The organism is Cellulomonas sp. plas2 (assembly GCF_057221735.1).
In genome coordinates this window covers 18,902-31,255 of record NZ_CM170155.1, presented here as the reverse complement: position 1 = coordinate 31,255, position 12,354 = coordinate 18,902, and the positions used below count along the sequence as shown (strand labels likewise).

16 protein-coding genes are annotated in these 12,354 nt (G+C 74.9%); 7 read left to right on the top strand and 9 right to left on the bottom strand.

The features are described 5' to 3' along the window. Positions 1–32: 32 nt before the first annotated feature. The 4 genes from AC2TDM_RS00165 to AC2TDM_RS00150 form a co-directional block, all read right to left on the bottom strand. Entirely contained in the window at positions 33–656 is a 624-nt protein-coding gene (locus AC2TDM_RS00165) for an aminodeoxychorismate/anthranilate synthase component II (protein WP_090034299.1), read from the bottom strand. Next, complete coding sequence (locus AC2TDM_RS00160) at positions 653–814, bottom strand: hypothetical protein (protein ID WP_484635425.1); 162 nt, start codon at positions 812–814, stop codon at positions 653–655. Before AC2TDM_RS00160 ends, AC2TDM_RS00165 begins: the two co-directional genes overlap by 4 nt. Positions 815–958: 144 nt before the next feature. Continuing rightward, entirely contained in the window at positions 959–1,780 is an 822-nt protein-coding gene (locus AC2TDM_RS00155; protein ID WP_484635424.1) for a class E sortase, read from the bottom strand. Beyond that, positions 1,777–2,517 carry a DUF881 domain-containing protein gene (locus AC2TDM_RS00150; protein WP_090034303.1) on the bottom strand — a complete coding sequence of 247 codons (741 nt, stop codon included), beginning with the start codon at positions 2,515–2,517 and terminating at the stop codon, positions 1,777–1,779. The genes AC2TDM_RS00155 and AC2TDM_RS00150 overlap by 4 nt, the downstream gene beginning before the upstream one ends. A 115-nt stretch (positions 2,518–2,632) precedes the next feature. Here AC2TDM_RS00150 and AC2TDM_RS00145 point away from each other — a divergent pair, with 115 nt between their 5' ends. Then, positions 2,633–2,884 (top strand): cell division protein CrgA, encoded by a 252-nt coding sequence (locus AC2TDM_RS00145; RefSeq protein ID WP_090034304.1) that lies wholly within the window; start codon positions 2,633–2,635, stop codon positions 2,882–2,884. 169 nt (positions 2,885–3,053) lie between these two features. Here the strand turns inward: AC2TDM_RS00145 and AC2TDM_RS00140 are convergent, their stop codons facing one another. Further along, positions 3,054–3,764, bottom strand: coding sequence for a rhomboid family intramembrane serine protease (locus AC2TDM_RS00140; RefSeq protein ID WP_239079008.1), 711 nt, complete (start codon positions 3,762–3,764; stop codon positions 3,054–3,056). 235 nt (positions 3,765–3,999) lie between these two features. Further along, the gene (locus AC2TDM_RS00135) at positions 4,000–4,539 is read right to left on the bottom strand and encodes a peptidylprolyl isomerase (protein ID WP_090034306.1); all 540 of its coding nucleotides are present in this window, start codon (positions 4,537–4,539) and stop codon (positions 4,000–4,002) included. A 190-nt stretch (positions 4,540–4,729) separates the two neighbouring features. On the opposite strand from AC2TDM_RS00135, the gene AC2TDM_RS00130 reads away from it, so the two are divergent. The 5 genes from AC2TDM_RS00130 (at position 4,730) to AC2TDM_RS00110 (ending at position 8,734) form a co-directional block, all read left to right on the top strand. Beyond that, positions 4,730–5,821: a hypothetical protein gene (locus AC2TDM_RS00130; RefSeq protein WP_175499573.1), complete on the top strand. Its 1,092-nt coding sequence runs from the start codon at positions 4,730–4,732 to the stop codon at positions 5,819–5,821. 186 nt (positions 5,822–6,007) lie between these two features. After that, positions 6,008–7,471 (top strand): MFS transporter, encoded by a 1,464-nt coding sequence (locus AC2TDM_RS00125; protein ID WP_484635423.1) that lies wholly within the window; start codon positions 6,008–6,010, stop codon positions 7,469–7,471. Then, positions 7,468–7,755, top strand: coding sequence for a hypothetical protein (locus AC2TDM_RS00120; RefSeq protein WP_484635422.1), 288 nt, complete (start codon positions 7,468–7,470; stop codon positions 7,753–7,755). Before AC2TDM_RS00125 ends, AC2TDM_RS00120 begins: the two co-directional genes overlap by 4 nt. 24 nt (positions 7,756–7,779) lie before the next feature. Then, entirely contained in the window at positions 7,780–8,151 is a 372-nt protein-coding gene (locus AC2TDM_RS00115) for a GNAT family N-acetyltransferase (RefSeq protein WP_484635421.1), read from the top strand. Positions 8,152–8,185: 34 nt separating this feature from the next. Next, positions 8,186–8,734 (top strand): hypothetical protein, encoded by a 549-nt coding sequence (locus tag AC2TDM_RS00110; protein WP_090034307.1) that lies wholly within the window; start codon positions 8,186–8,188, stop codon positions 8,732–8,734. Between the two features lie 6 nt (positions 8,735–8,740). Here the strand turns inward: AC2TDM_RS00110 and AC2TDM_RS00105 are convergent, their stop codons facing one another. Further along, positions 8,741–9,715, bottom strand: coding sequence for an aldo/keto reductase (locus AC2TDM_RS00105; RefSeq protein ID WP_484635420.1), 975 nt, complete (start codon positions 9,713–9,715; stop codon positions 8,741–8,743). A gap of 293 nt (positions 9,716–10,008) precedes the next feature. Between AC2TDM_RS00105 and AC2TDM_RS00100 the strand changes: the two genes are divergently transcribed. Then, entirely contained in the window at positions 10,009–10,464 is a 456-nt protein-coding gene (locus tag AC2TDM_RS00100) for a hypothetical protein (RefSeq protein WP_484635419.1), read from the top strand. A gap of 132 nt (positions 10,465–10,596) precedes the next feature. Here AC2TDM_RS00100 and AC2TDM_RS00095 read toward each other — a convergent pair whose 3' ends face one another. Together AC2TDM_RS00095 and AC2TDM_RS00090 are read right to left on the bottom strand one after the other, a co-directional pair. Then, a complete protein-coding gene (locus AC2TDM_RS00095) occupies positions 10,597–11,259 on the bottom strand; it encodes a methionine ABC transporter permease (protein WP_484635418.1) in 663 nt (220 codons plus the stop codon). Further along, the gene (locus AC2TDM_RS00090) at positions 11,256–12,314 is read right to left on the bottom strand and encodes a methionine ABC transporter ATP-binding protein (RefSeq protein WP_484635417.1); all 1,059 of its coding nucleotides are present in this window, start codon (positions 12,312–12,314) and stop codon (positions 11,256–11,258) included. Before AC2TDM_RS00090 ends, AC2TDM_RS00095 begins: the two co-directional genes overlap by 4 nt. Between the last annotated feature and the right edge of the window lie 40 nt (positions 12,315–12,354).

Sequence of the window (12,354 nt, the reverse complement as noted above, 5' to 3'; positions counted from 1 at the left end):
GCGCTGCCGCCCGACGACGGGTCGGCGACCGCCTACAGGCGCACGAGCGGGTGCAGGCCCTCGGCGCGCTCGACGGCGTCGCGGCTGCCGCAGACCCCGAGCCAGTTGGCCAGCAGGCGGTGGCCGCCCTCGGTCAGCACGGACTCGGGGTGGAACTGCACGCCGTGCAGCGGGAGCTCCCGGTGCTGCAGCCCCATGATGATGCCGTTGGCCCGCGCGGTGACCTCGAGCTCGTCGGGCACGGTGCCGTCCACGACGGCGAGCGAGTGGTACCGCGTGGCGGTGAACGGCGTGGGCAGCCCGGCGAGCACGCCGGCTCCCGCGTGCTCGACCCGGCTCGTCTTGCCGTGCATGAGCTCCGGCGCGTGCGTCACCGTCCCGCCGAAGGCCTCGCCGAGGGCCTGGTGGCCGAGGCAGACCCCGAGCATCGGCGTCGCACGCTCGGCGCAGTCCCGGATCACCTGCAGGCTCTGGCCGGCCTCCTGCGGGTTGCCCGGTCCGGGCGAGACGAGCACGCCGTCGAACGCCGCGCGGTCCTCGACCGGCGGCACCGCGTCGTTGCGCACGACGACGGTCTCGGCGCCGAGCTGCTGCAGGTAGCCGACGATCGTGTAGACGAAGGAGTCGTAGTTGTCGACCACGAGGATCTTGGTCATGGCTCACCCACCGTGGTGTCGTTGAAGGGCATGAGGGGCGCGACCGCGGGGAACACCCACGTGAACAGCGCGGCCAGCACGGCCGCCGCGAGGACCAGCAGCAGCAGCGCGCGCACGACCACGGGCCCCGGCAGGTGCCGCCACAGCCATCCGTACACGTCCACCACCTCCGCGCCTGTCCGCGTGCTCGTCCCCGTGCTCGTCCCCGTGCCCGTCCCCGTGCACCTCCGCGCGGGTCTCCGCGCGCCGTCCCCCATGATGCCTGGCCTGTCCGTGCCAGGGCACCACGCCGGCACGGGGCCTCAGGCGTCGGGCAGCAGCTCGGCCGGTGTCCCGTCCGCGACGGGCGCCCAGTGGTCGAGCACGCCGTGCACGACGTAGCGCTCGCGCGCGGAGTACATGGGGTGGCACGTCGTCAGCGTGATGGTCCGCTCGGTCGGCTCCGCCGACGGGTCCCCCGGCACCGGCGCGATGACGTCGACGTCCGCCGGTGTCACCACGTCCCACGAGGTGACGCGGTACACGTACCAGGTGTCGTCGGTCCGCACGACGAGGGGGTCTCCGACGGCCAGCTCCTCGATGCGGTGGAACGGCTTGGCGTAGGTGGTCCGGTGCGCCGCCACGGCGAAGTTCCCGACGCCGCCCGGCATGGCCGTGCCCTCGTAGTGCCCGATGCCGAGCACGTCGAGCACCGTCTCCCGGTCGGTGCCCTGGCTCACGGGCCGCTCGGGCTCGCCGGCCCACCGTGGCACCTGCAGCGTGGCGAAGGTCGTCGCGTGGGCGGGCTCCTCGTCGACGGGCGGCTCGTCGTACCGCGGCGGCGCCACCACCGGCGCGGGCGCGGGCGCCGCGCCCTCCTCGTCGCCGGTGCCGTCAGCCGGGGCCGCGGTCGGCGGCTCCTCCCGCTCCAGGCCCGCGACGACGGACGCCTGCTCGCGGTTGCCGACCACGTCCGTCCACCACAGCTGCCACGCCAGGAAGGCCAGCAGCAGCACACCGGCGGTGATGAGCAGCTCGCCGAGCACCCCCACGGCACCCCAGGCCGCCCCGGCCGCCCGACCGCCCCGACGCGGCGTCACCGGGACCGCCGGTCCCGTCGCCGTGGTCGCCGTCGCGCCCGTCACGGCGCCACCGCGAGCGCGTCGACGTCGTCGGGCACGCGCGCGGTGCCCAGGTCGGTCACGCCCGTGTAGGCGGGCAGCCGCAGCCGGTCCTCCGCCGCCACGGACCAGCCGAGCCCGTACTCGTCGACCGCCTCCTGGTAGAGGCGGACCTCCCGCGAGCGCCCGAGCGCGGCCCGCAGCGACTCCGGGTCCCCCACGGCCTGCACGGTGTAGGGCGGGGAGAACACGCGCCCGTGCAGGCGCAGGACGTTCCCGACGCACTCGAAGGCCGTGGTCGAGACGACGCGCTGGCCCATGAGCGTCATCGCCTCGGCCCCGCCGGCCCAGAGCGCGTTGATGACGGCCTGGAGGTCCTGCTGGTGCACGACGAGGATGTCCGCGTCGACGCCGGGCTGGTCCGGCGGTGCGTCGTCGAGCTGGACCGTCAGCCCCGGGCCCGACACGGGCACGGTGCCGCCCGCGACGAGCAGGGCGGGCGCCGGGGTGGGTGCCGGCGCCCCCTCGGCCGCCGCGATGCCCTCGCTCAGGGCGTCGACCTCCGCGCGCAGCGCGTCGACACGGCCCGCGAGCCCCGTGACCCGGTCGGACTCCGCCTCGAGCAGCCCCGCGAGGTCCTGCGGCTGCCGGGTGGCGGAGCCGTCCGCGACCCGGGCGTTGGCGGCGAACAGCACCGCGCTGAGCGCCGCGACGACCCCGATGGACAGCGCGGGGCGCAGGCGGCGCGGCGACGTGGTCACGGAGGCCTCCTCCCCGGGGGCAGCGGCGGGCCCGCACTACGCTAGGTCAGAGCAGGCCGGCGCGGGTCCACCACCCACATCGGCGCCCGCCACCCGCCGAACGAGGAGTGCGTCCGTGCCCGAGTCGAGGTCCCGCAAGAAGCCGGCCTTCACGCCGCCGCCCACCGGCACGACGGCGGCCCGCAAGCCCAACCCCGCCTGGTGGGTGCCCGTGATGCTCGGGCTCATGCTCGTCGGGCTCGTATGGGTGGTGACGACCTACCTGTCGAACTCCCAGTACCCGATCCCGTCGATCGGCCGCTGGAACCTCGGGGTGGGCTTCGCGATCATGCTGGTCGGCTTCGGGATGACGACGCGCTGGCGCTGACCGCCCGCCTGGCGCGGCACGAATGACACCGGTGTCGTTCTCCCCAGCGGTGGACATGCCTGTGGAAATCACACCGGTGTCATTCGTCCCCAGCGGTGGACCGCCCTGTGGACGACCCGGAGGGCTGTGGACGACGAGGCGTCTGTCGCCGCAGGGGTCGCACGCGACGTCAGACGAGGCCGACCGCCGCGTAGGTGACGACGGCCGCCACGACCAGGACCACGAGCGTCCCGACGCCGGTGGCCACCGCGACGGCCCGTCGTCGGGCGCGGGGCGCGTACGCCAGCGCGGCGCCGACCGCCGCGCCCGTGACGAGCCCGCCGAGGTGCCCCTGCCAGGAGATGCTCGGCACGACGAACCCGAGCACGAGGTTCACGACGAGGACGCCGACGATGCCGCGCGCCGACCGGCCCAGCCTGCGCAGCACCACGAGCACCGCGCCGAACAGCCCGAACACCGCCCCCGACGCGCCCACCACCGGCGTGAACCAGGAGTCGGTGGGGGTCGCGAGCAGCAGCACCGCGACGGACGAGCCGACCGCGCTCAGGCCGTAGAGCAGCAGGTAGCGCGCGCGCCCGAGCGACTGCTCGAGGAACGGCCCCACCGCCCAGAGCGCCACCATGTTGAACGCCAGGTGCAGGATGCTCGTCGGCGAGTGCAGGAAGGCGGCGGTGAGGAACCGCCAGGGCTCCGCGGCGCCGACCACCGGTGCGAAGGCCCACCGCCCCGTCCACCCGGGCACGAGCCACTGCAGCCCGTACGAGCCCACGCACAGGGCGATGAGCACGAGCGTCACCACCGGCCGCCCGTCGCGCAGCCGGCCGCCGAAGGCCGTCCGCACCTGGGGTGCCGTCCGCGCGGCCTGCGCGACGCAGTCCACGCACTGGATCCCGACCGCCGCCGGGCGCTGGCAGTCCGGGCACGTCGGGCGGCCGCAGCGCTGGCAGCGGACGTACGAGACGCGGTCGGGGTGGCGGGGGCAGACCGGGACCGCGGCCGGGCCCCCCGCCGCCGGGCCGGGGTCGATCGGCGGCCCCGGCGGCGGGGGTGGGGCGGGGGGCGGCGGCACGTGCGTCACGGGCGGCGGTCCGTCCCCGACCCGGCCGCGGCGGTGCTCAGGACTCGACGTCGACCGACGTCAGCACGACGTCGGTGACGGGCCGGTCCCCGGGACGCGTCGGCGTGGCGGCGATGGCGTCGACGACCTTCTTGCTCTCCTCGTCGGCGACCTTGCCGAAGATGGTGTGCTTGCCGTTGAGCCAGCCCGTGGCGGCGACGGTGATGAAGAACTGCGAGCCGTTGGTGCCGGCGGGGCGGCCGGTGACCGGGTGCGGGCGCTTGCCGGCGTTGGCCATGGCGAGCAGGTAGGGCTGGTCGAACTGCAGCTCGGGGTGGATCTCGTCGTCGAACTGGTAGCCGGGGCCACCGGTGCCGGTGCCGAGGGGGTCGCCGCCCTGGATCATGAAGTTCGGGATGACGCGGTGGAACACGACGTCGCTGTACAGCGCGTCCGTCCGCTTCTCGCGCGTGCGGGGGTCGGTCCACTCCTGGGTGCCGGTGGCCAGGCCGACGAAGTTCTGGACGGTCTTCGGCGCGTGGTTCTCGAACAGCTCGACGCGGATGTCGCCGGCGGACGTGTGCAGGGTCGCGAACATGGGTCCATCCTGGCACGCAGGGCCTCGCGTGCAGGATCTGGAGGGGCCGAGGGGAGGCGCGCGCGAGGGGTGACCAGGGCGGCGGCGGTGCGGGGGACGCACAGGTGGCTCGTCGCCCGGAACCGCTGCGCGCGTGCGCCGTCGGTGGCAGAGTGAGTGGCCACGCCACGACCGCCACCGGAGGCAGACCATGAGCTTCAGCATCCGCCGTCCCCCCGTCGAGCTGGACAGCGAGCTGATCAAGCAGCGGGCCGCAGGCCTGTCGGCCACCGCGGCCGACGCGATCAAGCACAGCAGGGCCACCGCCGCCGTCGCCGCCACCACGGCCGGCGTCGGTGCCGCCGAGGCGCTCAAGCAGAGCAAGGTCGCCGCCGAGAAGGCGGCCCTGTACGCCACCGAGGCGAAGGACTACGCCGCGCCGAAGGTCGAGGCGCTCGTCGAGTGGCTCGCCCCGCGCATCGAGACGGTCTACAAGGAGAGCGTCAAGGCCGCCGCGCCCCGCGTGGAGAAGGCCGCCGAGCGGGCGACCCCCGCCATCGGCACCGCGCACGACAAGCTCGTCGCGGACCTGCTTCCCAAGCTCGTCGCCGCGCTCAACGAGGCGGCGGAGAAGGCCGGGGCCGCCGCGACCGCCGCCGTCGACGCGGCGGCCGAGCGCGCGGAGTCGAGCCGGGCCGCCGTGCAGGCCGCCGCGGCCACCGCCGCCGGTACCGCGGTCGTGCAGCAGAAGAAGGGCGGCGCCGGCAAGGTCTTCTGGGTCGTCGCCGCCGTCGCCGGCACGGGCGCCGCCGCCTACGCCTACGTGCGCAGCCGCTCCGCGGGCGACCCGTGGGCCGAGCCGTGGGAGCCGGCCGAGAAGGCCGATGCCGCCAAGCACCGCGCCGCCGACGCGCAGGACGTGGCCGGTGGCGCCGCCGAGGCGGTGGGCGAGGCCGCCGGCAGCGCCGTCGCCAAGGGCCGTCAGGCCGCCGGCAAGCTGGCCGAGGTGACCGAGGACCTCGGCGAGAAGGTCCAGGAGGCCCGCAAGGACCTGGCCGAGAAGGTCGCCGACGTGGCCGGCTCCGCCAAGGAGGCCACGAAGAAGGCCGGCCGCCGCTCCTCCGGCGGCTCCGCCGGCACCGACGAGGCCGCGGGCAGCGCCGCGGACGCCGCGGCCGCGGTCCAGACGGAGGACGCGGACGTCGAGACGCCGACCGGTGAGGGCACCGCGGCGGGCACGACCGTGACGGTCGACCCCACGGGCGCGCTCGAGACCCGCCCGGAGGGCGAGACCAAGGGCTGACCCCGGCGCCGCCCGTCGGCACGCCGTCCACGAGACCCCCCTGCCCGCCCGGGCCGGGGGGTCTCGTCCGTCCGGCGCGCGGCACTAACGCAGCACCACACGCAGCACCACACGCAGCACCACACGCAGCACCACGCGCGGCACCACCCCTGGGCACCGCCGCCCCGGGGGCCTAGGGTCTGGCGCGTGAGCCGCACGGTGCCGTCGACCGCCACGCCCGCCGCCGTCGCCGGCACGCCGGGTGACCGGCGGCGCATCGCGGCGTGGGCCGCCTGGGACTGGGGCTCGGCGGCGTTCAACGCCGTCATCACGACGTTCGTCTTCACGCGGTGGATCACGTCCGACGCCTTCGTCGACCCGGCCCTCGTCGCCGACGCGGACGCGGAGTCCGCGGCCGGCGTGACGGACGGGCCGGCGCGGACCGCGGTCCAGGCCGTCCTGGCCGAGCACTCCTCCTGGCTCGGCTGGGGGCTGACCGCCGCCGGGGTGCTCATCGCGCTGCTCGCACCCGTGCTGGGCAGCCGCGTCGACCGCACGGGCCGGCGCACCCGCCGCCTGGGCTTGCTCACGGCGGTGACGGTCCTGCTGTGCTTGTCGCTCGCCATGGTGCGACCCGACCCGGACGCCCTGGCGACGAACGTCGTCCTCGGCCTGACGATCCTCGCGCTCGCCAACATCACCTTCGAGCTCGCGTCGGTGACCTACAACGGCATGATCACTAGGGTCGCGACCCCCGCGACGTACGGGCGGGTCAGCGGGATCGGCTGGGGGGCGGGCTACCTCGGCGGGATCGTGCTCCTGCTCCTGCTCTTCGTGGGGTTCATCAACCCGGAGGTCGGCTGGTTCGGCGTCACGGGCGAGGACGGGTGGAACATCCGCGCGGCCGTCCTCGTGTCGGCCCTGTGGTTCGCGGTGTTCGCCGTCCCGGTGCTGCTCGTCGTGCGCGACGAGCCCCGGACCGGTCCCGCGCCGGAGCGGCTCGGGCTGCTCGCGTCCTACCGCCGGCTCGCCGCCGACGTCCGGGAGCTGTGGCGGCACGACCGCACCCTGCTCGGGTACCTCGTCGCCAGCGCGGTCTACCGCGACGGGCTCGCGGGGGTGTTCACCTTCGGCGCCGTCATCGCGTCGGGCACCTTCGGGTTCTCGGCCGGGGAGGTCGTCGTGTTCGCCATCGCCGCGAACGTCGTGGCCGGCCTCGCGACGTTCGCCGGCGGGACGCTCGACGACCGCGTCGGTCCGCGGGCGGTCATCGTCGCGTCCCTCGTCGGGCTGCTCGTCACCGGGCTGGCCCTGTTCTTCCTGCACGACGCCGGACCTGCTGCGTTCTGGGTGGCGGGCCTGCTGCTGTGCGTCTTCGTCGGGCCGGCGCAGTCCGCGAGCCGGTCCCTGCTGACCCGGCTGGCCCCGCCCGGCCGCACGACCGAGGTCTTCGGGCTGTACGCGACGACGGGCCGGGCCGCGAGCCCCCTGGCGCCGCTGGCGTTCTCGGTGTGCGTGTCGCTGTCCGGGTCGCAGCACTGGGGCATCCTCGGCCTCATGGCGGTCCTGGTCCTCGGCCTGGCCGCGCTCCTGCCGCTGCGCCTGCGGGACGCCGTACGCCGCGGCGGGGTCGGTGAGGCCGCGACGCCCGTCGGCGGTGACGGCCGGTGACGGCAGCCGTGACCGGCCCGTCGTGGGCCGCGCTGTGGCCGCCGTCGGCGGTGCGCGTCCGCAGCGGCGACCTCGAGCTGCGCTACCTCGACGACGAGCTGCTCCTCGCCCTCGCGGACCTGGCGTCCCGCGGCCTGCACGACGAGGACCGCATGCCGTTCCTCCACCCGTGGACGCGCGGCACGCCCGCGGAGGTGGCGCGCTCGGTGCTCACCTACCAGTGGGCGCAGCGGGCGGCGCTCACCCCGTCGCGGTGGTCCCTGGAGCTGGCCGTCCTGCATTAAGGCCGGGCCGTCGGCGTGCAGGCGATGACGACGACCGACTTCCCCGTGCTGGGCGCCGCCGAGACGGGCTCCTGGCTCGGGCGGGAGCACCAGGGGCGGGGCCTCGGGCGGCAGATGCGCCACCTCGTCCTGCACCTGCTGTTCGAGGGCCTCGGGGCGCGGACGGCGACGACCTCCGCCCGCGAGGACAACGCGGCGTCGCTCGGCGTCACCCGGGCGCTGGGCTACCGGCCCGACGGGACGGCCGACGCGGCGGTCGAGGGGATGCCCGCGCGGATCCTGCGGTTCCGCCTGGACCGGGCCGACTGGGACGGGCGCCCGCCAGCGCTCCGACCGCCGGTCACCACCGAGGGCCTCGAGGCCCTGCGCGCCTTCCTGCCCGGCCCGACGGCGTGAGGCGCCCCCCGACCTGGGGCGTTACCGTCCGTGCATGCTGCTCCCGGACCTGCAGTCCCGTCTCCGCATCGCCCTGACCAACACGCTCGTCAACGAGTGGTCGCTCTTCAGCCCCACGGCGGGGACCAGCCGGCCGAGCCAGCGCTCGATCGCCTTCCACCTCGGGTGGAACCTGCGGCCCCTCGTCGAGCGGTCCTGGGACATCGACACCGAGTACGAGCGGTCGGGCATGGCGCTGGAGAGCACCGAGCGCCTCGCCGACCACCGCTCGCCGGACCTCGTCGTCCACCGGCGCGGCAAGCTGGGCCCGGAGCACAACCTGCTCCTCGTCGAGCTCTCCGCCGACGGCAGCCCGGAGGGCGAGGAGTACGGGCTGCAGCTCCAGCGCCGGTTCGGCTACCGGTACGCCGTGGCGCTGTCCCTCCGGCTGCACGACGCGACGACGCAGTGGACGGTCGCCCCGACCTGGCGCTGGTCGGTCCTCGAGCAGGGGCCCGTCACGGAGGGGCCCCAGGACGTGTACCTGCCCGAGGTCCTCGGCGAGATCACCCAGCGCGGCTCGCGGCGCGGGACCGCCCGCTGACCCGCGTCAGGGCGTCGGGCGCGATGCGGCGTCCAGCGCCTCGAGCTCGGCGGGGGTGAGCTCGAGCGTCATGGAGGCGACGAGGTCGGCGAGCTGGTCGGTGCTGCGGGCCGAGGCGATCGGCCCGACGACCGTCGGCTGCCGGCGCAGCCACGCGAGCGACACGGACGCGACGGCCACGCCGTGCGCCTCCGCGACCTCGTCGAGCACCGCGAGCACCCGCCGGCCGCGGTCGTCGAGGTAGCCCGCCGCCTGCCCCGCGCGCGGGCTGTCCACCGCGGGGCCGCCCTCGCGGTACTTGCCGGCGAGGAAGCCCTTGGCCAGGCCGAAGTACGGCAGGACGCCCAGCCCGTACCGCTCCGCCCGCTCCCGCAGGGCCCCCTCGAAGTCGCGCTCGACGAGGTTGTAGTGCGGCTGCAGCGCCACCGGAACGTGCAGCCCCCGCTCCTGCACCGCGGCCATCCAGGCGTCGATGCGCTCGGGCGCGTAGTTCGACAGCGCGACGTACCGGACGACGCCCTCGTCGACGAGGGCCGAGAAGGCGGCGGCCGTGTCCTCGATCGGCGTGCTCTCGTCGTCGAAGTGGGCGTAGTACAGGTCGATGCGCTCGACGCCCAGGCGCTCGAGCGAGGCGTGGGCCGCACGACGGACCGTGTCGGGCGCGAGACCCCGGAAGTCCGGGTGCTGGCTGACCTTCGTCGCGACGACGACCTCGTCGCGGCAGCCGCGGTCGGCGAGCCAGCGGCCGATGACGCGCTCGCTCTCACCGCCCGTGTGCCCGTCGACCCAGGCCGAGTAGCTGTCGGCGGTGTCGACGAGGGACCCGCCGGCCGCGCGGAAGGCGTCGAGCACGGCGACGGACGCCTCCTCGTCGGCCGTCCAGCCGAAGACGTTGCCGCCGAGGGCGAGCGGGGCCACCCGGAGGTCGGAGGAGCCGACGGGGACGAGCGGGACGGGGGTGAGGCCGGGGTCCGAGGTCATGGGACCACTGTGCCGCGGGGCGCCGACCGTCGCGACCGGGCACGACCGGGCGCCGCACACGCCCGGTCACAGGTGTTTTCACCCGCCCGATCCGTCCTCTTTCCTCCGGACCACGACGTCCGTATCGTTACAGATCCTCCCGACCAGGGGCTTCGCGCTCCGTCGGTCCGGGCGCGAGCGCACGGTTCCGGGCTCAAGTGGTCGTGACGCGGGGCCGATGGCAGGCACGTACCTGAACCGCTGTTCGCCCGGGTGACCGGGCAGACCTCCTCAGCAGAGAGCGAGCACCGATCATGACCTCCACCCGCACCTGGCAGCGCCGCGCGGCCCGCCTCGCCGTCGCCGCCGCCGTCCTCGCCGGCACCGCCTTCGGGACGGCCGGTGCGGCGTCGGCCGCCCCGGTGCCCGCCACGTCGGTCGCGCAGGTCTCCGCGGCGCGGGAGATCAAGGTCGTCGAGCCGGCGCGCGAGATCAAGCGGGAGATCAAGCGGGAGATCAAGGTCCAGACGGTCGCGCGGGAGATCAAGCGGGAGATCAAGGTCCAGACGGTCGCGCGGGAGATCAAGCGCGAGATCAAGGTCCAGAACGTCGCCCGCGAGATCAAGCGCGAGATCAAGGTCCAGAACGTCGCCCGCGAGATCAAGCGCGAGATCAAGGTCCAGAACGTCGCCCGCGAGATCAAGCGCGAGATCAAGGTCCAGACCGTCGCCCGCGAGATCAAGCGCGAGATCAAGACCTCGCAGGCCTGACGACTGCTCCCGGGTCCCGCACCTCGCTGACACCGAGCGGGTCCCGGCCGCTGCTGCGGACGCCACGGCGCCCCGGTCCACCAGGACCGGGGCGCCGTCGTCGTCGGTGCCGGTGTGCCGCCGGCACGGTCGCTACCGCCGCAGCACCCGCCGGGCCAGCGTGTTGCCGACCGCTTGCGCGACGTGCACCAGCGCCACGATGACCGCCACCGCCACCCACGTGGCCACGGGGTTGAACCGCTGGTACCCGTACTGCAGCGCGAAGTCCCCGAGCCCGCCACCGGCCACCGCGCCCGCCATCGCCGACATGTCGACGACGGCGACGAACAGGAACGTGTACCCGAGGATGAGCGGCCCCAGCGTCTCCGGCACGATGACGGTCCCGATGATCCGCATCGGGCCCGCGCCCATCGCGCGGGCCGCCTCCACGACGCCGGGGTCGAGCGCCACGAGATTCTGCTCGACGATCCGCGAGGTGCCGAAGGTCGCCATGATGACCATCGGGAAGATGACCGCGCGCGTGCCGTAGCTCGTGCCCGTCACCGCGATCGTCAGCGGCTGCACCGCCGTCAGGAAGATGATGAAGGGGATCGGCCGGACGAGGTTGACGGCCACGTTGAGCACCGCGTGCACGGCCCGGTTCGGCAGGAGGTTGCCGGGCCGCGTGACGTAGAGCGCGATGCCGAGCGCCAGGCCGAGCAGACCGCCGATCAGCAGCGTCACCGCCACCATCCACAGCGTCTCGCCGAGCGAGGCCAGCAGCACCGGCCACAGGCTGGTCGAGCCGTTCGTCATCGCGCACCCCCCGTCGTCCCCGTGGCACGGCCCTGGCCGTGGTCGACGACCTCCGTGCACCGCCGCAGCTCGTCGAGCAGCGCGTCCACGTCCGCCGGTGCCCCGACGAGGTCCCACGTCACCGAGCCCAGCGGCCGCGCCCCGACCTCGGTGATGCCGCCGAAGACGATGGAGCCGTCGACGCGGTGCTCCCGCAGCAGGCGGGTGAGCAGCGTGGGCGACCCCTCGTCGTCGGTCACGGCGACCGTGACGATCCGTCCGGCGTGCCGGTCCCGCAGCCGCTCGACGACGTCCGGCCGCGGCCGGTCGTGCAGCGCCGTGCCGACGAACCGCCGGGTCACCACCTCCCGGGGCCGCGCGAACAGGTCGTAGACGTCCCCGTGCTCGATGACGCGGCCGCCCTCCATGACGGCGACGCGGTCGCAGAGGTAGGAGACGACCGACATCTCGTGCGTGATGACGACGATCGTCACGCCGAGCTCGGCGTCCACGCGCCGGAGCAGGTCCAGCACGTCGCGGGTCGTCTCCGGGTCGAGCGCGCTGGTCGACTCGTCGGCCAGGAGGAGCGAGGGCGAGGTCGCGAGCGCCCGCGCGATGCCGACGCGCTGCTTCTGCCCGCCGGAGAGCTGGTTCGGGTACTGCTGCGCCTTGTCCGTCAGCCCGACGAACTCCAGCAGCTCGGCGACGCGGGCCTCCCGCTTCTCCTTCGGCCACCGCGCGACCTGCAGCGGGTACGCGACGTTGCCCGCCACCGTGCGCGAGGACAGGAGGTTGAACTGCTGGAAGATGAAGCCGATGCCCGCGCGGACCGGCCGCAGCCGGCGCTCGGGCAGCCCGGCGAGCTCCGTCCCGTCGACGACGACGCTGCCCGCGGTCGGCGCCTCGAGGGCGTTGATGAGCCGGACCAGGGTGCTCTTGCCCGCGCCGGAGTACCCGATGACCCCGAACACCTCGCCCGCGCGGATGTCGAGCGTCACCCCGTCGACCGCGCGCACCGTGCGGCGGCCGCCGGTGAACTCCTTCGTGACGTCGCGTAGCTGCACGGCGGCACCCATGGTCCGGCTCCTCTCGTCGTGTCGGTCCTCGTCGGGCCCG